General features: G+C 54.6%; 22 protein-coding genes. 14 read left to right on the top strand and 8 right to left on the bottom strand.

The window, feature by feature from the left end:
* Positions 1 to 39: 39 nt before the first annotated feature.
* Positions 40 to 921 (top strand): CPBP family intramembrane glutamic endopeptidase, encoded by an 882-nt coding sequence (locus V4U84_RS02705; protein ID WP_334073231.1) that lies wholly within the window; start codon positions 40 to 42, stop codon positions 919 to 921.
* 808 nt (positions 922 to 1,729) lie between these two features.
* Here the strand turns inward: V4U84_RS02705 and V4U84_RS02700 are convergent.
* The 5 genes from V4U84_RS02700 to V4U84_RS02680 form a co-directional block, all read right to left on the bottom strand.
* Positions 1,730 to 2,467 (bottom strand): ABC transporter permease, encoded by a 738-nt coding sequence (locus V4U84_RS02700; protein ID WP_334073230.1) that lies wholly within the window; start codon positions 2,465 to 2,467, stop codon positions 1,730 to 1,732.
* Between the two features lie 13 nt (positions 2,468 to 2,480).
* Complete coding sequence (locus tag V4U84_RS02695) at positions 2,481 to 3,182, bottom strand: ABC transporter permease (protein ID WP_334073229.1); 702 nt, start codon at positions 3,180 to 3,182, stop codon at positions 2,481 to 2,483.
* Positions 3,179 to 3,910, bottom strand: a complete 732-nt coding sequence (locus V4U84_RS02690) for an ABC transporter ATP-binding protein (protein ID WP_334073228.1) — start codon at positions 3,908 to 3,910, stop codon at positions 3,179 to 3,181. The genes V4U84_RS02695 and V4U84_RS02690 overlap by 4 nt, the downstream gene beginning before the upstream one ends.
* 71 nt (positions 3,911 to 3,981) lie before the next feature.
* Positions 3,982 to 5,067: a sensor histidine kinase gene (locus V4U84_RS02685; RefSeq protein ID WP_334073227.1), complete on the bottom strand. Its 1,086-nt coding sequence runs from the start codon at positions 5,065 to 5,067 to the stop codon at positions 3,982 to 3,984.
* Positions 5,064 to 5,771: a response regulator transcription factor gene (locus tag V4U84_RS02680; RefSeq protein WP_334073380.1), complete on the bottom strand. Its 708-nt coding sequence runs from the start codon at positions 5,769 to 5,771 to the stop codon at positions 5,064 to 5,066. The genes V4U84_RS02685 and V4U84_RS02680 overlap by 4 nt, the downstream gene beginning before the upstream one ends.
* Before the next feature lie 155 nt (positions 5,772 to 5,926).
* Between V4U84_RS02680 and V4U84_RS02675 the strand changes: the two genes are divergently transcribed.
* The 11 genes from V4U84_RS02675 to V4U84_RS02625 all read left to right on the top strand — a co-directional run bounded on the left by V4U84_RS02675 (position 5,927) and on the right by V4U84_RS02625 (position 18,966).
* Positions 5,927 to 6,955: an L-rhamnose/proton symporter RhaT gene (locus V4U84_RS02675; protein ID WP_334073226.1), complete on the top strand. Its 1,029-nt coding sequence runs from the start codon at positions 5,927 to 5,929 to the stop codon at positions 6,953 to 6,955.
* Positions 6,956 to 7,945: 990 nt separating this feature from the next.
* A complete protein-coding gene (nifB, locus tag V4U84_RS02670) occupies positions 7,946 to 9,349 on the top strand; it encodes a nitrogenase cofactor biosynthesis protein NifB (protein ID WP_334076734.1) in 1,404 nt (467 codons plus the stop codon).
* Positions 9,346 to 10,218 carry a nitrogenase iron protein gene (gene nifH / locus V4U84_RS02665; protein WP_148450257.1) on the top strand — a complete coding sequence of 291 codons (873 nt, stop codon included), beginning with the start codon at positions 9,346 to 9,348 and terminating at the stop codon, positions 10,216 to 10,218. The genes nifB and nifH overlap by 4 nt, the downstream gene beginning before the upstream one ends.
* 60 nt (positions 10,219 to 10,278) lie before the next feature.
* Positions 10,279 to 11,727 carry a nitrogenase molybdenum-iron protein alpha chain gene (nifD, locus tag V4U84_RS02660; RefSeq protein ID WP_334076733.1) on the top strand — a complete coding sequence of 483 codons (1,449 nt, stop codon included), beginning with the start codon at positions 10,279 to 10,281 and terminating at the stop codon, positions 11,725 to 11,727.
* Entirely contained in the window at positions 11,724 to 13,259 is a 1,536-nt protein-coding gene (nifK, locus tag V4U84_RS02655) for a nitrogenase molybdenum-iron protein subunit beta (RefSeq protein WP_334076732.1), read from the top strand. Before nifD ends, nifK begins: the two co-directional genes overlap by 4 nt.
* Positions 13,260 to 13,313: 54 nt before the next feature.
* Positions 13,314 to 14,681: a nitrogenase iron-molybdenum cofactor biosynthesis protein NifE gene (gene nifE / locus V4U84_RS02650; protein WP_334076731.1), complete on the top strand. Its 1,368-nt coding sequence runs from the start codon at positions 13,314 to 13,316 to the stop codon at positions 14,679 to 14,681.
* Positions 14,671 to 15,999, top strand: a complete 1,329-nt coding sequence (gene nifN / locus V4U84_RS02645) for a nitrogenase iron-molybdenum cofactor biosynthesis protein NifN (RefSeq protein ID WP_334076730.1) — start codon at positions 14,671 to 14,673, stop codon at positions 15,997 to 15,999. Before nifE ends, nifN begins: the two co-directional genes overlap by 11 nt.
* Entirely contained in the window at positions 15,977 to 16,390 is a 414-nt protein-coding gene (gene nifX, locus V4U84_RS02640) for a nitrogen fixation protein NifX (RefSeq protein WP_334076729.1), read from the top strand. Before nifN ends, nifX begins: the two co-directional genes overlap by 23 nt.
* Positions 16,371 to 16,904: a DUF269 domain-containing protein gene (locus V4U84_RS02635; protein ID WP_334076728.1), complete on the top strand. Its 534-nt coding sequence runs from the start codon at positions 16,371 to 16,373 to the stop codon at positions 16,902 to 16,904. The genes nifX and V4U84_RS02635 overlap by 20 nt, the downstream gene beginning before the upstream one ends.
* Before the next feature lie 38 nt (positions 16,905 to 16,942).
* The gene (locus tag V4U84_RS02630) at positions 16,943 to 17,722 is read left to right on the top strand and encodes a HesA/MoeB/ThiF family protein (protein ID WP_334076727.1); all 780 of its coding nucleotides are present in this window, start codon (positions 16,943 to 16,945) and stop codon (positions 17,720 to 17,722) included.
* A gap of 83 nt (positions 17,723 to 17,805) precedes the next feature.
* Positions 17,806 to 18,966 carry a homocitrate synthase/isopropylmalate synthase family protein gene (locus V4U84_RS02625; protein ID WP_334076726.1) on the top strand — a complete coding sequence of 387 codons (1,161 nt, stop codon included), beginning with the start codon at positions 17,806 to 17,808 and terminating at the stop codon, positions 18,964 to 18,966.
* 560 nt (positions 18,967 to 19,526) lie between these two features.
* Here the strand turns inward: V4U84_RS02625 and V4U84_RS02620 are convergent.
* Positions 19,527 to 20,540, bottom strand: a complete 1,014-nt coding sequence (locus V4U84_RS02620; protein ID WP_334076725.1) for an alpha/beta fold hydrolase — start codon at positions 20,538 to 20,540, stop codon at positions 19,527 to 19,529.
* A gap of 101 nt (positions 20,541 to 20,641) precedes the next feature.
* On the opposite strand from V4U84_RS02620, the gene V4U84_RS02615 reads away from it, so the two are divergent.
* Positions 20,642 to 21,256 (top strand): TetR/AcrR family transcriptional regulator, encoded by a 615-nt coding sequence (locus tag V4U84_RS02615; RefSeq protein ID WP_334076724.1) that lies wholly within the window; start codon positions 20,642 to 20,644, stop codon positions 21,254 to 21,256.
* Between the two features lie 54 nt (positions 21,257 to 21,310).
* Here the strand turns inward: V4U84_RS02615 and V4U84_RS02610 are convergent, their stop codons facing one another.
* Entirely contained in the window at positions 21,311 to 22,018 is a 708-nt protein-coding gene (locus tag V4U84_RS02610; RefSeq protein WP_334076723.1) for an N-acetylmuramoyl-L-alanine amidase family protein, read from the bottom strand.
* A 183-nt stretch (positions 22,019 to 22,201) separates the two neighbouring features.
* Here V4U84_RS02610 and V4U84_RS02605 point away from each other — a divergent pair, with 183 nt between their 5' ends.
* Complete coding sequence (locus V4U84_RS02605) at positions 22,202 to 22,402, top strand: YqzE family protein (RefSeq protein ID WP_334073212.1); 201 nt, start codon at positions 22,202 to 22,204, stop codon at positions 22,400 to 22,402.
* A 44-nt stretch (positions 22,403 to 22,446) separates the two neighbouring features.
* On the opposite strand, the gene V4U84_RS02600 is transcribed toward V4U84_RS02605, so the two are convergent.
* Positions 22,447 to 23,430: a hypothetical protein gene (locus V4U84_RS02600; protein WP_334076722.1), complete on the bottom strand. Its 984-nt coding sequence runs from the start codon at positions 23,428 to 23,430 to the stop codon at positions 22,447 to 22,449.
* Positions 23,431 to 23,480 lie beyond the last annotated feature (50 nt).

The raw sequence follows: 23,480 nt of genomic DNA, 5'->3' as shown, positions 1-23,480 counted from the left end.
CAAGAAAGTGAAATTTATTAGGAAGAAGGTCGCCAGACGATGCGGTTTATTTTTAAAAACAAGTCCAAACAATTGCGCGCGGGATGGGAAATCTTGCTGGTGATCGCGGCCATGTTTGTGTTGAAGAGGATCTGTTTGCTCGGTATGTCACTGTGGACGGATTCCGGAGACGGATGGGCGCGCCTATTTAATGGGCTTGGCTTGTATATCCTGCTTGTTGTCGGGTTTGTCGTCAAAGTTGTTCGTAAAATGCCGCTCGCTTCGATCGGGCTTGTCCGCCCGGACGGCAAAAGGTTATCCGGCGGTTTCTTAAGCGGAGCATTGCTGCTGAATACCGTCGTCGTGATTCTGCTGGCATTGGACATCGCAAGTTTGCAAGGAGGTTGGCTGCATCCGCAATGGGGACGGATCGATCCCGTTGATTTGTTCATCGTCTCCATCCTGGCGGGGATTTCCGAAGAGGTTCTCTGCAGGGGGTACATTCAACAGCTCCTCTCCAGCCGTTTGTCTCCCTTCTGGGCTATGATAATCATAGCAGCCGGATTCTCGCTCGGGCATATGATGAACGGCGGTTTCACCTGGATCAGTGCGCTTAACATCGTGCTCGTGTCGCTGATTTTCTCGGGGATGACGATCTTGACGGGGAATCTTTACTTCGCCATCGCTCTCCACGCGGCGTGGAATTTGTTTCAGGGTTATATATTTGGCGTTCCGGTCAGCGGGCATCCGGTTGACGGCATCTATACCCTGGAATTGCAGGGAGCAAGCTGGCTCAGCGGGGGCGGCTTTGGCCTGGAGGGAAGCGCCGTTACAACGCTGGTGCTTGGGCTGGCTTGTGCGGCGATGTTAATTGCAAGCCGCAAGAAGACTAGCGGTCGCAAAGAGGCAGTCGATGATCCACGGTACCATAGTCCATTGTGATGATTGTTTTCCTTTAACGGGGTTTACCAAGATGGGGCGACGAGTCCGTCGGAGTAACCGGCCTCCTCCATACAAATGAACGGGATAAACTCCCGGTATTTGGATATTGCCGCCCGCGGTCTGTAATTATATGGGTTGAACTATTGAATTGTATATTAGACAGCCGTGTAAAGGGTTCTTTTCACACTCTGGGTCTACAACTCATGGTTTGGTTCGAATTAAAGGGAATTCTTCCTGTTAATTTGGTGCGTATATGGCTGCAGAGGCGAATTAGCTGGAAAATCTCCCGTTAATTCGCCTGAAATTGTGTATATCGGCCATTGGGCCACGAAATAGATGGAGCTTTTCCAGCTAATTCCGGCTCCAGGGCCAAGAGCGGTCCATTAACGGGAGGTTTTCCCGTTAATTTATGCGTAGACTCCAACGGTGGCGCTTTATATCTACAATTGTAAATGTTGGCAACCTATCTCCGAAACCATTTCACATCCTTGCCAACGCCAATTCTTTAGTTCAACCTATATAGCAGGAAAACCTCCAGCTAATCCTCGGCACTGCGGCTTCTTTCGCCCTTTTGGGCGGAATTAGCAGGAGCATTTCCGGTTAAAGGGTAACGTTTGCGCGAAACAAGCAAAATTAACGGGAGAACTCCCGTTAATTGGATTTTAAGCCATCTGTCTCCCAAATCTCGTAGTCAGCCGCACCGATCCTCCCCATAGCTGGAGTCTACGGATAGGAGGCGATGAGTTCGCTGGAGCAACTTATTTGATAGAATGGTTCGGCGGCAGGTAGGAACGCAGACAATCAAGCTTCACGCCGCCAACGATTTCCTCCGGAACATATACTTACCCAGTAAGAAATAAAAGACAAAGCTGATGCCTACCATCGCATATAAGCTCCATTCCTGAACTCTCGGCGAGAAAGGGGTGCCTTGCGGCATCATGGTATAGAAGGGCAAAACAAACGGAAACCACATGCCGAGCGTTGACGGGAGGCCGGAGAACACGATGTTCAGCAGGACGCAGACGACATTGATGCTGAAAGCGATGCCGAAGTTTTTAAACCGGGTGGAGAACCATAACTGGATGGCGGCAAACGGCAGAATGCCGATCCAGCCCAACACGGCGCTAGACACCACGAATAGCCAATCGATGCTGCCTTCAACACCGGCAACCATGCCGCTGCCGATCTCCGCCGCGATGAATAACACCTGTATAATCGCCAGCATGCAGAGCAACACGGCGTATTTGGCCGAATAGATGCTGGAACGGGAGTAAGGTGTGGCAAGCAACTGCTTCCATCCCCCCGACCTATGCTCGTACATGCAGATCAGACCCGCGATGGTCCCGGATAACAGCGGAAAGAAAAACGCCGTATGCAGGTTTATGATATACATCAGGTAATTCGGCCAACTCGGTTCGTAAACCGCGGAAAGCATGCCCCAATTGCTGCTAGCTAATGATACATCCGCAATCATGGCGATGAGAATAAGGACGGCGATCAGCCCCCATTGAATTTTTATGAATTCTGCGGTAAGTAGTCTTTTCATTTCTATTTTCCTCCTACCAGTCTTTCCTGTTAAAGTGCCAACATCCTGCCGCCAGCAAAACCAGTCCTACAGCTACACCGGTAAAGATCCATTGCATATGCCCGGGGATTAGAGGGGTGGATAGCGCCGGGTAAGTCCACGGCATATAATGGAGGACAGGAAAAGTCGAACGTGCCAGAAACAAGCTCGCCATGGAACCGGCGGCTCCCGCCCCTATCGCAATCGATTGGTTGGCAAACAGAATGGATAGCCACGTTTGAATGGAGATAAAGGCAAATACGGCCAAGTAACAATAGAGTGGCTGCTTGATGATGATTTCGAACGGTGCCGGTTCATGGAATAGCAGCTTCCAAAGCACGATCGTTCCCGCGATAATCAGCAATACTTCAATGAGCAGTAGCAGGCAAGTGACGATCCATTTGCTTAAGTAAATTTTTGGCTTCGGTACAGGAATCGTGCACATCCGGTTCCAGACTTTCGTCTCATGCTCCGTAGACGCCATGACGCTGGTAATCAATGTAACGCTAAGCATAAGGGTAAAAGAAAGAAAAAAGTACATCACGGACATCGTGGCGTATGCACCGCCGGGCGCTTCCCGGAAATTCATGTACCAGAATGCGCTTATCACCCCCAGCAGCAAAACCGCCGCGATAACCGGCAGCACGAGACAAAACGTTCTCAATTTCATCCATTCCGTGCGAATCAGCTTGATCATAAACTTCTCCCCATACCGGTCATGCCGAGGAAGATTTGTTCCAGCGATCGATCCCCGCCTTGTTTCCTTAGGGAGGATAGTGTTCCTTGATAAATAAGTTTTCCTTCATTGATGATTCCCACATGATCCGCGACCTGTTCAATTTCATACAATAGATGGCTCGACACCAATACGGTCATGCCGTACATTTTTGGCATGGCGCTGATCAAACTGCGGATCTCCTGTATGCCCGAAGGGTCCAAGCCGTTGGTCGGCTCGTCGAGAATCAGTAATTTGGGGCGGTGGAGGATCGCCATCGCAATGGCGAGTCTCTGTTTCATGCCCAGCGAGTATTTGCGGACCGCTTTGTTGGCCTGATCCGTTAAACGGACCAATTCCAGCGCCTCCGTAATGCGTGACTCCGAGACTCCCAGCAAAGTGGCTGCGATTTTCATGTTTTTGTATCCCGATAAATGCCCGTAATAAGATGGAGATTCAACCAGCGATCCGATCTGCTTTAGAATTTCAATCCGCGCTTTTGGAAAAGGCTTGCCAAAAATCGTCATGGTTCCGCCGTCGGGCTTGACCAATCCGAGCAGCATTTTGATCGTTGTCGATTTGCCGGCTCCATTAGGTCCCAAAAACCCGTAAACCGAGCCTTCGGGAATTTGCAAATCAACCTGGTCTACGGATAGATGATCGCCAAATTGTTTGCATAGAGCGTCTGTTTCGAGGACATACTGTGCCATTCTCTTTGTTCACCTCTGTTCATATTCTTTCCACAGAGTAAGCGAACAAAGTAAACGTCAGGTAAACGAATTTACCTGACGGCATCGAGCGGAAGTGTGATCGTGACGGTCGTTCCCTGTTTCGGGACGCTGTGGGCCTCCAGCTTTCCCCGGTGTTCCCCGATCAAGTCTTGGACGACGAACAAGCCGATTCCCTCGTCCTTATCCTGAATATCGCCCGGATGGCGGTGATGGAGACGTTGAATGACTTCGGGGGACATGCCTACACCGTTGTCGGTTACAATGATTTGAACGTCTTCATGCGCTCTCACCTGGACGGCGATACTCGTTTCGGGCGGGTTGTGCAATACGGCATTCATCAAAATATTTTGGACCGCTCTTTTCAAAAGTTTGGAGTCAAAATAGTACGGCAAAACGGAGACTTGGGATTCGAAGCTGAACTGAAAGGAAGCGGATTTGGGATTGTTGGCCGCATCGAGCGTTAGCTCTCTCAAGAAACGGACAAGATCGCTTCTTGTCTTCAGCACTCGGGGCTTTCCGCGCTTGAACTGAAAAGTTCGGATCAACCCCTCGATATCTTGCACTTTTTGCAGCAGCAATCGGAAAATTCGCTCCTCATCCTCCTTGGCCAATTCGACTTGCGGGCTGGCCATTACATCCAGATATCCTTTTATGTAAGAGAGTGGAGTTTTTATGTCGTGGGATACACCGGAAATCCATTGTTCTTTTACTTCGTTGGCCTGCTCAAGTTCCTGGCGGTTATACTCAAGCGTGGCGGTCAATTCCTGAAGGCGAAGAATCATATCTTTGAAAGGGGTATAGCGAAACCTGATCTTTTGCTGTTTTTTCCAAAGAAAGGCATACCGCTCGCCATAAAGACGGGAATCGTACTGCCCTTCGGACAAGCCTTTCATCCAGCCTACTACAGCCAGTGACGGCTTGCCGATCAACCAGCCCGCCGTATACATATATAGGCCTAATACCCCGACCATAACTAATATATGGTAAACTTTGATATCAAGCAGATGAAGCGCAGGGATATATTGCATTAAGAGAATGATGACAACGGTAGCGGCCACAAAGCCGACAGAGATTATAAATACGGAAGCCAACAAAAATACAAGGGACAGCAGCATGGAGCGCCGAACAATCGTCATAGAACATTCCTCGCTTCTTTCACCAATTTATACCCCAACCCTTTCATATTGACGAGAAACTGCGGTTGTCTGGGGTCGGGTTCGATCTTCTTTCGAATTCTTGAGATATGAATGACCACCGTTTTTTCATCGCCCTCCTGATAGGGCCTCCACACTTTTTCATATAATTCGCTCACCGTAAAAATAAAATTGGGATGCTCGCAAAAGAAAGCAAGCAACAAAAATTCCATCGGCGCACATGAGACTTCCCGCCCTTGAACGAATAATTGCCCGCTTTGCTTGTTCAGTTTAAAATGCCCGAAATCGTAAACCGCTTTGGACAGCGTTTGCAGCTTGACCATTCTGCGCAAATGAACCTGAACTCTCGCCGCCACTTCGGTCGGGTTAAACGGCTTTGTAATGTAATCGTCCGCCCCCAGTTCAAACCCGGTAATTTTATGCATATCCTGATTCTTGGCGGTCAGAAACAGCACAGGCGCTTCGCTAATCATTCTGATTTGCCGGCAAACCTCAAATCCGTCACCGTCCGGGAGCATCACATCCAGGACGATCAGGGATATATCATGGCGAGCGATGATTTCCAGCGCTCCTTGCGCCGTCGTTGCGGTTAACAGGTTAGTGATCCCGAATTTCCGTAATGTAAAGGCCAACAGATCCAACAAGCCTTGCTCGTCATCCACAAGCAGGACGGTACCGTTCTCCACTTGACTCACTCCATCTGAAAGTTTCTTTTTCTAACTATTATCATACCATTCGATGATTTTTTTTAATTGTCTTTTTTCGCTTTCATCTATATAGTTAATTTATCGGATAAACAAAGTTTCGGCGCTCGGGTTGGAGGCCGGGGGGAGAGAATACGGTGATTTACGGATTTTTGCTGCTGCTGGCGGCAAGCTTGTTTCAGGGCAGTTTCGGATTAGGCATGAAAAAATACCAGCCCTTTTCCTGGGAAGCCTTCTGGGTTTTGTTTTCGGTGATCGGTATTTTGCTGATTCCGATCGGATGGACCTGGCTGGAGGTTCCGTCCTTCATGGATTATGTTCGGCAAACCCCGGTGCAGGTGTTGGTGCTCGCTTCGTTTTGCGGCCTGCTGTGGGGAGTCAGCTCCATTCTGTTCGGCAAAGCGGTCGATACGATTGGGGTTTCCTTGACCTACGGCGTGAACATGGGAATTTCGGCTTCCCTGGGGTCGCTGATTCCGCTGCTGATCTTTGGGAACATTCCGCCCGCCCGTTCCTTTGTCCTTTTATTGATCGGGATGGCTGTGATGCTGGGCGGCGTCGTTGTCATTACGAAGGCGGGACTGGATAGGGACAATAGTAGGAAAACGCAGGGATCGGAGCGGCAACCCGAACAGGGAGGGCAGCAAGGAAGAGGGCTGTCCAAAGGACTGCTCATGGCCTCCTTCGCCGGGTTAGGCTCGGCGGCGATGAATATCGGTTTCTCCTATGCCAGTCAGACGCTGAAAATTGCCGCGGAGCAAGGTGTTCCCGAGATTAACGCCAGTTTGATTCCCTGGGTTGTCGCGCTATCCGGCGGTTTTGTGGCGAATTTCGTATACGCTCTCTACTTGCTGATCAGAAACCGGACCTATCGCGATTTCACGAAAACAGGCTCGGGCAAAGCTTATTTCAAAGCGATTGTCACCTCTTTCGTCTGGTTCTTCGCCCTTGGATTTTACGCCAAGGCTACCGTTATGCTCGGGCCGATCGGCTCCAGCGTCGGTTGGCTGGCCTTCAACGGCCTGGCCTTGATCGTCAGCAATGCCTGGGGGTTGAAGGACGGCGAGTGGAAGGGCTTTGCCGGGCCTAAAAAATGGCTGCTGGCGGGAAACGTCATTCTGATCGTGTCATGGATTGTCGTGGGGATCTCCAACAGTTTGGCTTGAACGTTATGCCGGAGGGGTCCACTAGCAAAACATCGCCGGAGGAAGTGGAAAAAGGCAAGAAAATCGAAGCGGAGAAGCAAAAAGAAAACGCGGAAAAAACCCAGCGGTTAATCCATTGCTTTCTTCCTCTTCCGGAGCCATGACTACTCAGGATTGGGTGGGGCGGAACTTTCTTTTGAAGCCTTCGTGATCTCGTCGGATAATGATAAAAAGGGGTTGTCCTCAGGTCATTTTATGACCTTTGGGGACAGCCCCTTTTCTTTTTTATAAGTAAGTGTAGTCATTTTTCGTGATCTAACGGCTGTGGCAGCCGTTAGATCACGGTGCTCATCCTGCGGGCTTACTGAAATTGCATCCCGGTGCGCCCCATTTCCCCTAACCGCCGCCGCAGACGAAAATTACGCTAACGGTTGCCACAGCCGTTATTTGCCCTGAAAACGCCGATTTCCCATTCTAACGGTCGCCACAGCGCTTATTTGGCATAAACAGGCTGTTAGGGCAAGGAATCCAGGGAAATAACGGCGCTCACGACCGCTAGAATTTCGAAAGGGGTACTTTTCGTTAAATAGCGGCTGTTACATCCGTTAGACTTCCCTCAGGCGTTAGTACCAGCCAGCCGGAAAGCCTGACCTGCCAAGCTGCATTCGACAAAATAGCGCCGCATCAGGCCCTAATTTACCTGCAAACATGGTTTGTACGCCTTGCCCTTATGGGGCTGATGGAAGCCATCGGCTTAGCCGACAGTTATGACTCACCCATTTCCAGATTAGCAACCGTTTCCAGGTAATGTATATGTCATGTTATATAACATGTAAATTGACAAAATTGCAAACTAGTGCTGAAAACGAGGAAACATCGTGGGAAGTTAATTGACGTAAAATTTGCTTGTAAATATTATGAATGTAAATAAAAGTAATTCGATACACGGGAATAAACCAAAACCTGACATCAGTGAAAAATGAGAGGACAAGAGAAGGGAGGGGACGAAGCGTGGAATCCGGAAGATGCAGCGGCTCCGATGTAAAGGAAGAAGTTAGCCGCCACCCCTGTTACAGCGAAGAAGCACATCGTTATTTCGCCCGGATGCATCTTCCCGTGGCTCCGGCTTGCAACATTCAGTGCAGGTACTGCAACCGGAAGTTCGACTGTGTCAACGAGAGCCGCCCCGGCGTCGTAAGCGAAGTGCTGTCGCCGGAGCAGGCGGACAAAAAGGTTAAAGGAGTTGCCGCTCAACTGATGCAGCTATCCGTCGTCGGGATTGCCGGCCCCGGCGATCCGCTTGCGAACGCGGACCGGACTTTTGAAACGTTCCGCAAGGTCAAATCAAGCGTGCCCGGCGTAAACCTGTGCCTTAGCACCAACGGATTGACGCTGCTTCAGCATTTGGACGAAATCGAGGAATTAGGAATCAAGCATGTGACCCTTACCATCAACGCGATTGATCCCGAAATCGGCAGCGGGGTTTATGCCTGGGTGGTAGAGAATGGTGTCCGGTATGAAGGGAAAGAAGCCGCGGAATTGCTGATTTCCCGACAATTAGCCGGCCTGAAAGCCTTAAGCGAGCGGGGGGTATTATGCAAAATCAATTCCGTATTGATCCCGGGGATCAACGATGCCCATCTCCCGGAGGTGTCCAAAGCCGTGAAGTCGCTGGGCGCGGCCCTGCACAATGTAACGCCGCTCATCGTCGCGCCGGGCAGTCAATACGAGCAAGAGGGACAGCGGGCTCCCCGGCCCAAGGAGCTGCATGCTCTTCAGGAGAGCTGCGGACGGGCGGGAATGAAGATCATGCGGCACTGCCGTCAGTGCCGCGCCGACGCCATCGGCTTGCTTGGCCAGGACCGGAGCGCGGATTTTACCTGGGAGAGCATTGAGCAGGCGCCTCCCCTGAATTTGGAAGTGAGGGAGCAGTTGCAAGCCCAACTGGAGGAGAAAATCAGGCAGCGGCGGCTGAGGAGGGAGGAAGGGCAAGGTTCGTCCGCGGAGATATCGGAAGTTGCGGCGGCCCGGCGATTCGTTACCCGAGTTGCGGTCGCTACCCGAGGTTCGGGGAAAGTGAATTTGCATTTTGGCCATGCGCGGGAGTTTTTGGTTTACGAGTGCGATGGTCAGACCGTCAGTCTGTTGGGCGTACGGAAAGTCCAATCCTACTGTCACGGGCGCGCGGAATGCAACGGCGACAAGGAAGCAACGCTGCGGGAGATCGGCTCCATCCTGAAGGACTGCCAGATTCTGCTCTGTTCCGGCATCGGCGATCATCCCCGGAAGCAACTGCAACGAGCCGGCATCGTGCCGATCGTGCGAAGCGGGGACGCGGAGCAGCTTATTCTCGAAAGCTGCCGATACAGCTATTACTTTCAAAACAACTTATTTCGAAAGGATGATGTAACATGAGGCAAATCGCTTTTTACGGGAAAGGCGGCATCGGTAAATCGACGACTTCGCAAAACACGTTAGCCCAGTTGGCCACCAAATTCGGCCAGAAGACGATGATTGTCGGCTGCGATCCGAAGGCGGATTCGACCCGGTTGATTTTGAATACGAAGGCGCAGCAAACGGTGCTCCATCTTGCCGCGGAACGCGGGACGGTCGAAGATCTGGAGCTGGAGGATGTGGTGCAGCAAGGGTTCGGAGACATCGCTTGCGTGGAATGCGGCGGACCGGAGCCGGGCGTAGGCTGCGCGGGCAGAGGCATTATTACGGCGATCAACTTTCTGGAGCAGGAAGGGGCCTATGACGGACTGGATTTCGTATCCTATGATGTGCTCGGCGACGTCGTTTGCGGCGGGTTTGCGATGCCGATCCGCGAGAATAAGGCGCAGGAAATCTACATTGTTTGCTCCGGCGAAATGATGGCCATGTACGCCGCGAACAATATCGCCCGCGGTATTCTCAAATATGCCAATAGCGGTGGGGTTCGCCTGGGCGGATTGATCTGCAACAGCCGGAACACCGACCGGGAAGATGAGCTTATTACGGAACTGGCCCGGCGTCTGAACACGCAGATGATTCATTTCCTGCCGCGGAACAACGTCGTGCAGCATGCCGAGCTTCGCCGAATGACGGTGGCTCAATATGCACCGGAGCATGCGCAGGCGAATGAATATGAAATTTTGGCGGGGAAAATTTTGCACAATGACATGCTGACGATTCCGACCCCCATTTCCATGGAGGAGCTGGAGGATCTGCTTATCAACTTCGGCGTGATCGAGGATGAAGAGACCCAGCTCAAAAAACTGAACGGCCAGCAAAAAGCGGTTTAAACCGAAATAACGGAAGCCGGATACGAATTCATTGGCACACTGAATAGGGGAGGGGAAAAGATGAGTACGGACCTCGGCGGCAGACAGAGCCTGATCGACGACATCCTGGAAGCCTATCCCGATAAGGCGAGGAAGGATCGAAGCAGGCATTACGAAATCAATGACGAGAATTTGATCAACTGCGGCAAATGCGCCATCAAATCCAATATGAAATCCCGCCCGGGGGTCATGACGGTCCGGGGCTGCGCTTATGCCGGTTCCAAAGGCGTGGTGTGGGGGCCGATCAAGGACATGGTTCATATCAGCCATGGACCGGTCGGCTGCGGTCAATACAGTTGGGGCACCAGGCGGAATTACGCCGGCGGGGCGCTGGGGATCGACAATTTTACGGCCATGCAAATCACGAGCGACTTTCAGGAGAAGGATATCGTGTTCGGCGGAGACAAAAAGCTGGAGGAGATCTGCCGGGAGATCAAGGAGATGTTCCCCTTGGCGAAAGGCATCTCGATCCAGTCGGAATGCCCGGTGGGGCTGATTGGAGACGACATCGAGGCGGTGGCCAAAAAGATGTCCGCGGAAATCGGGATTCCGATCATCCCTGTCCGCTGCGAAGGCTTTCGCGGGGTGAGCCAGTCGCTGGGACATCACATCGCCAACGATGCGATCCGCGATTTCCTGATGGGACGCCGGGAACTTGAGGAGAGTGGGCCCTACGATGTCAGCATTATCGGCGATTACAATATCGGCGGGGACGCCTGGGCGTCCCGGATTTTGCTGGAGGAGATGGGCCTTCGGGTGATCGCCCAGTGGTCCGGAGACGGGTCCCTCAACGAGCTGGCGATCGCCCATAAATCGAAGCTGAATCTGATTCATTGTTTCCGTTCGATGAACTACATGTGCACGACCATGGAGCGCGAGTATGGCGTACCGTGGATGGAGTACAATTTCTTCGGACCGTCCAAAACGATCGAGAGTCTGCGGGCGATCGCGGACCGGTTCGACGATCAAATCCGCGACAATTGCGAGAAAATGATCTCCAAATACCAGGTTCAGATGGACGCGATCATCCGCAAATACAGGCCTCGTCTGGAAGGCAAAAAAGTGATGCTCCTGATCGGCGGACTCCGTCCGCGCCATACGATCGGAGCTTATGAGGACCTCGGGATGGAAATCGTGGCGGCCGGGTATGAATTCGCCCACAAGGACGATTATGTCCGGACTTTTCCCGAGTTAACGGAAGGCACGATCATTTACGACGATCCGTCCGCTTATGAACTGGAGGAGCTGGCTCAGAAGCTGGACATCGATCTGATGGGAGCCGGCGTCAAAGAGAAATACGTCTATCACAAAATGGGCATCCCGTTCCGTCAGATGCACTCCTGGGATTACAGCGGCCCGTATCACGGCTTCGACGGTTTTAAAGTGTTTGCGAGAGATATGGATATGACCGTAAACAGCCCGGTGTGGAAACTGCTGGAGCATCCGCAAGAAGAGGCGGTGGGCGTATGAGTGTGGAGCGAGAAATTCAAGATTTCAACGATCTGTTTCGAAAAGAGGAATATAAGGACCTCCTGGAGCGGAAAAAAGCGTTCGAAGCTCCATGCACCCAGGCCGAGGTGGCAGAGGCGGCCGCTTACTCCAGAACCGACGCCTATAAGGACAAAAATTTCGCGAGAAATTCCCTGGTCGTGAATCCGGCCAAGGCGTGCCAGCCGCTCGGCGCGGTGATGGCCGCGCTCGGATTCGAGAAGACGCTGCCTTTCCTGCACGGCTCGCAAGGCTGCACGGCGTATTTCCGCAGCCATCTGTCGCGGCATTTTAAGGAGCCGGTGCCGGCGGTGTCCTCTTCCATGACCGAGGACGGCGCGGTGTTCGGCGGCATGAGAAACCTGATCGAAGGCCTGGAGAACAGCATGGCGCTGTATAGGCCCGGGATGATCGCCGTGTCCACGACCTGCATGGCGGAAGTCATCGGCGACGACCTGAACGCCTTCATCGAAACCGCACGGCAGGAAGGCGCGGTCGCCATGGATATCCCCGTTCCCTATGCGAATACGCCAAGCTTTGTCGGTTCGCATATTACGGGATATGACGCGATGTTGAAGTCGATTCTGAGCTACTTGTACGATCGCAGCGAAGGGGACCCGGATATACCTCAGGCGAACTCCCCCACATTGAATGTGTTGCTCGGCTTTGAACCGTACACCGGCAATTTTGCCGAACTGAGGAGGATTCTCGGTTTTTTTGGCGGCGGGTATACGATCCTTGGCGATCACAGCGGCAATTTCGATTCGCCGGCGGCGGGGGAATACAGCTATTACTATGGTGGGACCAAACTGTCCGATGTGCCGAAGGCGGCCAAGGCCGTAGGAACCCTTTCGCTGCAAAAATATGCGGTAAAGAAAAGTCTGGAATATATCGAAAGCGGCTGGGGGCAGCGGGTCGTCTCCATGCCGACACCGATCGGCATCTCTGCCACGGACCGGCTCATCCGGGCGATTTCCGGGCTCACGGGCTTGGAGGTGCCGAAGGAGCTCGTCAACGAACGCGGGCGAATCGTCGATGCCATGACCGATTCCCATAATTATTTGCACGGAAAAAGGGTGGCCATGGCCGGAGATCCCGATCTGCTGCTCGGACTGATCGGTTTTTGCCTGGAGGTGGGGATGGAACCGGTACACATCGTCTGTACCAACGGGGACAAGGAATTCCAACAGGAAGCGGAGCAATTGCTGGCGTCCAGTCCGTACGGAGAAGAGGGGACTGTGTATATCGGACGTGATTTATGGCACATGCGGTCTCTGCTGATCAGCGATCCGGTGGATTTGGCGATCGGAAGCTCGCACTTGAAATACGCGGCCAAAGATGCGGATATCCCGCTGGTGCGGCTGGGATTTCCGGTCTTTGACCGGCACCATATGCACCGCTACCCGATCATCGGGTATCAGGGAACCCTCAACGTACTAAGTCTGATCGTGAATACGGTGCTTCAGCGATTGGATGACCGTGCGCCGGAATACGGCTTTGATTTGGTGAGATAAAGGTTCGTTAGGCAAACAAGTTTGACCAACATGGAGTCAGGGGAGTGGTGAAGGATGGAGGCGGCCCCAAAAATAATTGCGCACGATACGGATTGTTTGAACCTTTGCCCGAAATCCCAAGCCTGTCCGCGCCCGAAACCGGGAGAGTCCGCCGGAGGCTGCGCTTTTGACGGGGCACAAATCACGCTGCTGCCGATTGCCGATGCCGCCCATTTGGTCCACGGGCCCGCGTCTTGCATCGCAAACAGCTGGGAGAGCCGGGGGAGCTTGTCCAGCGGTCCCCGGCTGTCGGATTACGGATTCGGCACGGCGCTCAGCGAGCGGGAAATAATCTTCGGCGCCGAAGGCAAGCTGGCGGCGGGCATCGATTATATCGCGGGGCGGTTCGCTCCGCCCGCCATATTTGTGTATGCGACCTGCGTTACAGCGCTGATCGGCGAAGATCTGGACGCCGTTTGCGGCGAGGCGGCAAGCCGGCTGGGGCTGCCGGTCGTCCCCGTCAACAGTCCCGGATTTGTCGGGAGCAAAAATCTGGGGAACCGGCTGGCGGGAGAAGCGCTGATGCAGTACGTGATCGGCCGAAGCGACCCGGATGACACGTCGCCGCCATCCGGCATCAATTTGCTCGGCGAGTATAACATCGCCGGTGAAATGTGGGAGATCGAAAAGCTGATGAACCGCGCGGGACTATCGATCCGGTCCAGAATTACGGGCGACGGCCGGTTCGAAGAAATCGGCCGGGCTCACCGGGCCAGGGTCAATATGGTCGTTTGCAGCCGGGCTTTGCTGGGCCTGGCGAAGCGAATGGAACAAACGTATGGTATTCCATTTTTTGAGGGCTCTTTCTATGGTGCCAAGGAAACCAGTTATTCACTGCGCCAAATGGCTTATTTGCTGAACGACAGGGACACGGAGCTGAAGGTGGACCGCCTCGTGGAACGCGAGGAAGCGAGGGTGGCGGAGGAGTTAAAGCCATACCGCAGGCTTTTCAAGGGGAAGAAGGCGGTATTGTATACGGGCGGCGTAAAAAGCTGGTCCGTGATTTCGGCATTAAACGAGCTCGGCATTTCAGTCGTCGGCGTGGGAACGAATAAAAGCACGGCCGAGGATGTGGGACGGATCGTGGACCGGATCGGGGAGAACGCGGAGTTCATCGCGGAGGGCGGAGCCAAGCGGATTTTGAAAGCGGTCAAGGACCGGAAAGCGGACATGATCATCGCGGGCGGGCGAAATATGTATGTCTCGCTGAAGGAACGGATTCCGTTCGTGGACATCAATCAGGAACGGCATACAGCCTATGCGGGATATGACGGATTATTGCGGCTCGCCGAGCAAATCCGGCACGCTTTGCAGCATCCGGTGTGGAAGCTGGCGGAGCGAGCGGCACCTTGGGAGGAGGCGGGGAAGGCTTATGGGCGTTAAGCGAACGGCAAAACCGGTCGCGGTGAATCCTTTGACGATCGGTCCGTCTCTCGGCGGAGTGCTGGCCGTGCAAGGCTGCTACCGCGCGATCGCGCTTCTTCATGGGGCCCAAGGCTGTTCGGCGTTTTCCAAATCGCTGCTTACGCGCCATTTTCGCGAACCTATCGCGGTTCAGACGTCGGCGCTCCAGGAGATGGATGTCATCTTCGACGCGGACCGCAACCTGGAAGAGGCGCTGAACACCGTAATTGCCAAGCATCGTCCCGATCTGATCGCAGTCATCGGTACGGAGCTTACGGATGTATCGGGAACCGACTACACGGCGTGCGTGAAAAAATATATCCGCGAGCGCGCTCCCCGCGATTGCCTCATTGTTCCCGTGACGCTGCCCGATTTCGGAGGAGGATCGCTGGAGACGGGATATAGCGCGGTCGTCGAAGGTATCATCGACGCGGTCATCCAGGGACACAGCGGCAAACCTCCCGGCAAACCCATCACCGGTCAGGTCAACTTGCTTCCGGGGCCATGCCTGACTCCAGGCGATGTGATGGAGTTAAAGGAAATCCTTGGCGATTTCGGGTTTGAAGTCATTACGCTTCCGGATCTGTCGACCTCGCTGTCCGGCCATCTGCTGACAGGTTTCTCCCCGCTGACCCGGGGTGGCGTGCCGCTGGATGCTTTAAAGCAGATGCTTCGTTCCCGTTATACGATCGCCATGGGAGCCAGTATGGAGCGTCCGGCAAGAAGACTGCAACATGCCGCCGGTATTCCCTATAAAGTAATTCCCGGAATGCACGGGCTCGCTGCCGCCGACGAGCTGATTTCATTCCTGCAGCAACTAAGCGGGATACCGGTACCACTGCGGTATCGATGGCAGCGTGAGAACCTGCTCGACTGCATGCTGGACGCTCATTTCCATTATGCGGGAGTTTCGGCGGTCGTCGCGCTGGAGCCGGACCACGCGCTGTCGATGGCGGCTTGGCTCGGAGAGATGGGCGTGAAGATCAAGGGGCTGGTCGCGCCGTGCGAATCCCCCTTGTTGAAGGAAGCGGAGCAAGAGGTGTGGATCGGCGATCTGGACGATGCCGAAACCTTGGGCCGGGGGGCCGACCTCTGGATCAGCAACGGCCACGGAAGAAAGGGGGCCAGGCGTATGAAGTCCGCTTTCATGGCCGCCGGATTCCCGGTCGTCGACGAGCTGGGATCCTATATGAGCGTAAGTGTCGGCTACCGGGGCGCGATGGACCTGGTGAACCGGGCCGGCAATTTGCTGATTCGAAGGGAGGAGGATCGTCATGAAGATCGCTTTCGCCAGTGATGACGGCTTGACGGTGAATGCCCATTTCGGCCAAAGCAGGCAGTTTGCGATTTACAAACTGACCAAGTCGGGAGCGGCAGAGCTACTGGAGATTCGGCGAATCCCCACGGATAGCGGACAGGATGAACACGGCAAGATCGCGGCGCGGATCGCGGCTGTGGAGGATTGTGTTCTAGTGTTCCTGATGCAAATCGGCGCTTCGGCGGCAGCCCGCGTAACCCGCAAGAAGATTATGCCGGTCAAGGTGCCTGGAGGGAGCAGCATCGAGGCGCAACTCAGGCGTTTACAGGAAATGCTGCGGGGCACTCCCCCGCTGTGGCTGGCCAAAATTTTTAATGAAGAAGAACCTCAGGAGGAAGGAGAGAAGCAAAATGGCGGAACGGGCTGCTAATTCAGGGCATGTCATGGCGGAATACGAGAAGGCCGCAGCTCGGGAGGGAGCCCGGAGCGGATGGGACGAGGAAAGTCTAGGGGACTTGTTTATATCGAACCTGGACCGGTCTCTTCAATTATCTGATCCGTGGGGAAAAGATGCGGATTTGCCCCGGGGTGAGCGAATCGGCAGGCATTTTCTCTGTACCCCCGAACAAAAAACGGAGATGATGTCCGGCTGCCGCGCCTTACCTGTCTTGCGGACTCAGGTTCCGGTATTCTTTCAAGCGGTCGCCGCCTCCTTGGAGAAGGTAAGCGGGGATCTTGTTCAAAGCATGGTGGAAATGAATGAGGAAGGTTTTGGCCGTGCGCTCGTTTATTCCGGGCGGACGGTGCTGGTGGTCCACAGCTTTCGCGGAGGCGTTCCGTTTCCGTTTGCGGAGCCTGACAAGCTGCGGCTCTACGGTATTTCCTGTATCCGCGAAGGGCTGAAAAACCGGGAGAGATTCAGGCAATTGCCTCTGTTTTCTTAAAAGAGCCGAACCGCAGCGAAGGACGGTGATTCCATACCATGACGGAGAAAATGTTGGCCGGGTCCGAAAAAGAACGGTTTGCCCGGCAGCTTGAATTGCTGGGGACAGGAGGACAGCGGAAACTGGGGCTGGCGACGGTGATGATCGCGGGCATCGGCGGGCTGGGAGGAACAGCGGCTGTCTATCTGGCGGCCGCCGGCGTCGGGAAGCTGATTCTCGCGCACGAAGGGGTCATCCGGCCGCCGGATATGAACCGGCAAATTCTGATGGATTCCTTCCGGATCGGCGAATCGAGGATCGATACGGCGCTGGAGCAGCTCCGCCGGGTAAATCCGCATGTGAGGCTCGAAGGTTATCCGGTAAAGATCGAGTACGACACCGCAAAGCCTTGGGTCGAAGCGGCGGATATCGTGATCGATGCCCGCTACGATTTCCCGGAGCGGTATGAATTGAACCGGCTTTGCGTCAACTATGGCAAACCGATGGTGGAGGCGGCCATGTATGGCTTTGAGGTGTCGCTGACGACGATAGTTCCGGGGATAACGCCGTGTCTTGCCTGCATTTATCCCGAAGGTTGCCCGGAATGGGAGCCTTTCGGGTTTCCGGTGCTGGGGGCAACCTCCGGCATCGCCGGCTGCCTGGCCGCGATAGAAGCAATAAAGTGGATCACAGGGATCGGAGAACCGGCGCTTGGCGTCATGCACCGCATAAATACGCTGAATCTGCGGAGCTTCTGTTTTAAGGTGAAGCGAAGAGCAGGGTGCGAATGCTGCGGAAATGCGACGCGTGAGCGATGCGCTAATTCGGATAAGGGTTGATGCCATTGATGCCAGGGTAAGAAAGCCAGAAAGATACAGGGGAGCGGCGGTTAAACCGGCTTTCGGAGAAAGGAGGGGAGATCGTGAGAAAACTGCGCATTTGTGATACGACGCTCCGGGATGGGGAACAATCGGCCGGGGTGTCCTTTACGCTCAGAGAGAAGCTGAACATCCTTACCCTCCTGGCCGAATGCGGCGTTGAGCAGGCAGAAGTGGGCATCCCGGCCATGGGCAAGGAAGAACAGCGTCATATCGCCGCGATGGCGGAACTTGAGCTGCCGGTCAAGCTGATGACCTGGAACCGGGCTCTGCCGCAGGATATCGACAAAGCCCGGGAGACCGGCGTTTCCTGGTGCCATCTCTCCATCCCGGTCTCCCCGGTGCAGTTGAACTCCAAGCTGGGCTGGTCCGGCCGGGAAGCTTTGTGCCGGGTTCTGAAGGCCGCGGAATACGCCAGGAACATGAATATGACCGTATCGGTCGGCTTGGAGGACGCATCGCGCGGGGACCCCCTTTTTTTGCGGGAACTGATTTTTCTCTTGTACCGGGAACTTGGCATTACCCGGTTCCGGTATGCGGACACGCTCTCCTTGCATCATCCGGCGAGCATGGGGAATGCGATAGCGGGGTTAAGGGCCGATATACCGCCGGATGTGGAACTGGAGGTGCACTGCCACAATGATTTCGGATTGGCTACGGCGAATACATTATGCGGTCTGGCAGCGGGAGCGGTGTGGGCAAGCACGACGGCAACGGGGCTTGGCGAACGCGCCGGCAATGCTCCGCTGGAGGAAGTGGTGATGGCCTGGCGCCATCTTTACGGGGGAGAGTGCGGGGTGAAGACGGATCGTCTTCAAGCGCTGGGAGAAACCGTGGCTTTGGCGTCCGGCCGGCGTCTCCCGGAGGGTAAACCGATCCTGGGAACGATGATCTTTTCGCATGAATCCGGAATACACGTCGACGGGCTGGCCAAAAACCCCGAAACCTATCAAAGTTTCGATCCGCTGGAACTTGGGCGGGAACACCGGATCGTCCTCGGCACCCACTCGGGGAAAAGCTCCCTCCGGCATGTGCTGGCGGGCAAAGGGATCGTCGCCGATGCCCTTACATCGGAAAAGCTGCTGCGCCGAGTCCATCGGCAGGCCCGGGAACAAAAACGGAACGTGGAGCCGGAGGAACTGCTGCAATGGTGGGAAGAATTCCGGAACGAGGAGCTCATGCAGAGCATGAAAACCCGATCGTAACCGCAGAATCAAAAAAGGTTGTCTCTTTTTGCCCCGTCTGGCTTATCCTTCGTGAGTTCCTTGTTAGGATTGTCGTGTGGATATCAACAGTTTGGTCTGCCTGATATAGAGATTCAAAACGCCACCGAGGGTAACGAGTCTGCACACCTTACCACTTTTTAACGGGAGGAATTCCCGTTAATTGGGTGCCTCGCCTTCTCCAGCGTATATCGCGACAAAGGGTGACCTTTTATGACGGGGAGCCGTTTAACGCGGAGGCGGTAACGCGGAATATCGATGCAGTGCAAAGAAACGCAAGCCAGCATTCCTGGATTAAGCTGTCAACCCATGTCGTGAGCACGAAGGCATCGATGAACACTTGTTCGAATTGGTTAGTACTTCCTCAACGGGGAGGCCAAGGACGCGTGAACGGTTACAACGGAACGGTACGGGGCCTTACAAGCTCAGCGAGCACAAACCGATCAATACGCCATTTTCGATGCCAATGAGAATTATTGTTTACGGCCGACGAGAATAAAAACGCGGCTCCGGGAGATATCTCCCGGAGCCGCGTTTTCCATTTACTTCAATAAACTGCGGACCGTTTCAACCACCAGCTCGGGCTGGTCATGGATGACCATGTGACCGCTTCGCTCCGCGACGATGAGCTGGCTGTCCGTGGAAATGTCCAGCATTTTCCGTTGGCCCTCCTGCCAAATGGCCTCAAGCTTCCGGCCGCTCTCCTCCGAAATGCCTGCCTGGGCATAGTTCTGCGGCAACCCCCGGGCGATCACCCGCACCGGCAAGTTCCCCAAGCGCTGGCCACGCAGGGCTTCCTCCGTCGTCCAGGCCAAATTTCCTTCTTCATCTTTTGCCTCGAAATAACTGTCCTTGGCGATCACGTTAAGAAACCGGTCCCGGTCCTCCTTGGGGACTTGGCCTTCCAACAATGTGTCTCTAAATAAACGCAGCAGACCCGAGTGCTTGATCAGCTTGAGCGTCGAAGCCTGGGGATTACCGGTAAATCCTCCTTGTTTCAATATTTCCGCGGTATCGCGAGCGTCGTCTTCCGGTCTTGCATCGATAAGAACCAGGCCGACGACCTCGTCCCGGTAGGTTTCGGTAAAGAGTCGGGCGTACATGCCGCCCAGCGAGTGGCCGACCATAAGATAGGGGCCATGGATCCCTTCTTTCTCTAAAGCGGTATGAAGTTCCCGGACGATATTCTCGCCGGTGCGTTCCGTGTTGGCCGGCTCGCTCCAGGCATAACCCGCGCGGTCGTATGTTACGACGGTGGCGAATTTGGACAGTTCCTCAGGGATTTGGCGCCAAGACAGGCTGGTTTCACCGCTTCCCGCTTCCATTAGAATTGTGGGGGAGCCGGTGCCGGCCTTGACGAGATGAAGCTTATAGCCGCCCGCATCCACCAGTTTGCCCGGAGGCGGATAATTCCGGGCGGCTTGTTTCGAAGCGATGGCTTCGTAAGTGAATCCGGAGCCGATCGACAGCCCGATCAAGGCCAAGATAATCAGCAGCGACCATTTTAATTTCCGCCACTTGGATGGTTTTCTGTGACTTTTTGCAGTTTTGTTCATGTTGGTTTTCCTCTCCACATCGTTTGTTTATTTAGCACAACGTACTACGAAAATCATTTTAGCACGTTGTACCAAAAAAGAAAAGAGAGTATAATAGGCCCATGCCAAAAATTGTGGATCATGACAAACAAAAGCGTATCGTCGCCGAGGCGGCTCTAAAAGTCATTCGGGAATCGGGGCTGGAGCGGGCTACCGTTCGCAGAATTGCGGAGGAGGCGGGCCTTTCCGTCGGTTCCATGCGCCATTATTTTGCCTCGCAGGAAGAATTGTTCGCCTTTTGCATGAATTTGTTTGTGGAACGGGTGGAGGAAAGGCTCGCCAAGTTCGAAATCGAAGGGCCGATTGTGTATGACTTGAAACGGATGCTGCTGCAGTTTTTACCCGTGGATGAAGAGAGAACATTGGAAATGGAGGTTTGGTTTTCTTTTAACGCCAAGACGCTGGTCTACCCGGAGTTGAAAAAATTGAGCGCCAGCATGCAGGACGGATTGCTTACAGCGTCCCAATACGCGCTCCAGGAATTGGTTGCAAGCGGGATGGCCAGAAACGGGCTGGATGTTGAGCTGGAGACCGAGAAGCTGTACGCGTTGATCGACGGGCTGGCCGTACACCGGCTCATGCAGCCCGAGAGACTGCCCGTGGACCGGCTCGAGGATATCGTTGAACAGTATCTCCAGTCGCTTTGCATTCCCGCCGATGACAAAACATTTGCATAAGATGGAGCTGGCTTAAGAACAAATCAGCCCCGGAGCGGGTCCGGGGCCTTTCGTTTACATCACCGTAAAGTATTCCGCGATCCCGGCGTAGATCGACTCCGCCAGCTTCTGTTGACCGCGCTTGCTCGTAAGCATGGCGCGGTCTTCGGCGTTGCTGATAAAGCCCGTCTCCACGATCACGGCCGGGGCTTTAACATGATTGAGCAAATAGAAAGGCTTGCCGAGTTCCGGAAGCCGCGAGCCGGGCATGTCAAACAGATCTTCGAGTGCGTGCTGCAGACATCCCGCCAGCATGGCGCTTCGCCCGTCCTTCTGGTGCAGGACGAGCGGTCCCCGCCTCGCCGTGTTTCTGGCCCAGTTGACGTGCAGGCTGACTACAATCGCGGCGGGGAGCTGCTCGCTTAAGCCTCTTCGCTGGGCCAGATCCCGCATATGTCGGGAACGGCTGTTCAGCCAGCGGTTCTCGTCACTGAGGGCGTAGTCGCCGGTGCGGTTCAGGATCGCCCGATATCCGTGACTGCGCAGAACCATGTATAGTCTGCGGCCGACTTCCAGATTGATGTCTTTTTCCAAGGTGTCGCCGTATGCGGTGCCGCCGTCGATGCCTCCGTGCCCGACATCGATCAGGATCACGGGTACCGGGAAGGCGTGACGCAGGTCCTTGGTTTTTTCGGTTAGCGGGTCGGCCGAGCACGCGGGGCTGCCCAGGTTGACGGCCAGGGCGAATCCCGTGAACAGAAGCCCGATTTTTCTTATCAGCATGTTCTCACCCTTCGATCGAGAATGAAGCTTGCTTCGCGCCTTCCTTCTTTTCTGCGTTTAGCTTGATCACATCCCCGGAAAAACATGCATGCTCAGGAGGCTTATACGGTGTGCGCCTGTTTATGTTCCGGCGGTTCGGTGCACAATAGGGATAGAGATCTTGCTTGCCGGGAGGGAAGTATCATGGCCAAAGGCGACGAATTGGTGAAATACATTACCGAGCGGTTTGTCGACTATGTCGAGACGCCGCGCGACGTACGGCGGGAGCGGGCTAAGGAGCGGGAGCCGTGGACCAATCGGTGGTTCGGGATGATCCCCTTTTCGATCTCGCTATGGATGGAACAATTGCCGTGGAAACGAAACAAACAAGAAAGGCAGCGGTAGAACAACTCTACTCGCTGCCTTTTTGCATATAAAGGGAAAACGGATTAATCGGGCATCGCCAGAAAGCTGCCGCTCGCGAGCAAGGCATCCAGGGCAATCCATCTGGGGGAATCTTCGGTTCCCGTTAACATGTACGCCGCCGCGCTGCCGGAGGAAGGAGGAGAAGGACTCCAGATTTGATAGCCGATAACGGGCAATGGAACGGAATAAGTGCGCTTGGGACCGGTGGCGGCAAATACGAAACGGCGTTGCTGAGCGAAGGCATTTTCCAGATTACCGGTGTTAAGATGAATCTTGTCTTTCCCGGTGATCCACAACAGATTATCGTAAGGATCAAACGGATCGGCCAGCCGGATCGCTTTCCCCGGCGTCCAGCCCTGCTTCGCGCTTCCGACCGCCGAGGCGGGGGGAGTGTACTTGGCGGACTGTCTGGCCCAGCTCTCCCGGCTCTCCGGCAGCAGTTCTCCGGTCAAGGCATCCAGGAACCGGACCTTCCCCGCTTTGCCGGCTTGGGAGGAAATCATCCAGGCCGCCAGAACCGGGCCGCCGTAGACGGGAGTGATCCCGGAAGCCGATTTGCTTCCTTTGGACAACCCGAGGCCGGAAAGGCCGGAATGGAGAGCTCCGCTCCCGTAAAGGGATTCCGCGCCGCAGCCGTATTCGATCAATTTGTATTCGCCGTCCGGCGTGGCGCTAATAATCATATACCCAAGGGGCTGAATGGCTTTGCCCTGTCCCTTTGTTAACGTTATCAGCCAGCTGCGGGTCCCCGGACCGAGCGGCTCGATCACCATCGCGGCTCCGGCCCAAGCGGTAAACGGCTCGCTTCCCGCCAAAAGGGCGGATGCTTCTTCGGCAAATTTTCGCAGTCCGGCGGGGGCTGGATTGTCAGAGCGGCCTTCTTCGGCGGCCGCGTTCACCGCCGCTTGAAAACCGGGAAGAAGCTGGCTGCTTCCGGCGAAAATTAGGCCGAGGCAGAGCAAAAGTTTGATGAAGCGGTTGCGTTTTGTACAATTTTGCGAAAGCATATCAACGGATCACCCGCTATTCCTTAGAATGCGGGACGCCGGGTCCGCGC

The organism is Paenibacillus sanfengchensis (genome assembly GCF_036864765.1).
GTDB classification, from domain to species: Bacteria; Bacillota; Bacilli; order Paenibacillales; family Paenibacillaceae; genus Fontibacillus; species Fontibacillus sanfengchensis.
Note: the sequence above shows the minus strand (reverse complement) of the source record. Positions and strands in the feature narration are given on the sequence as shown.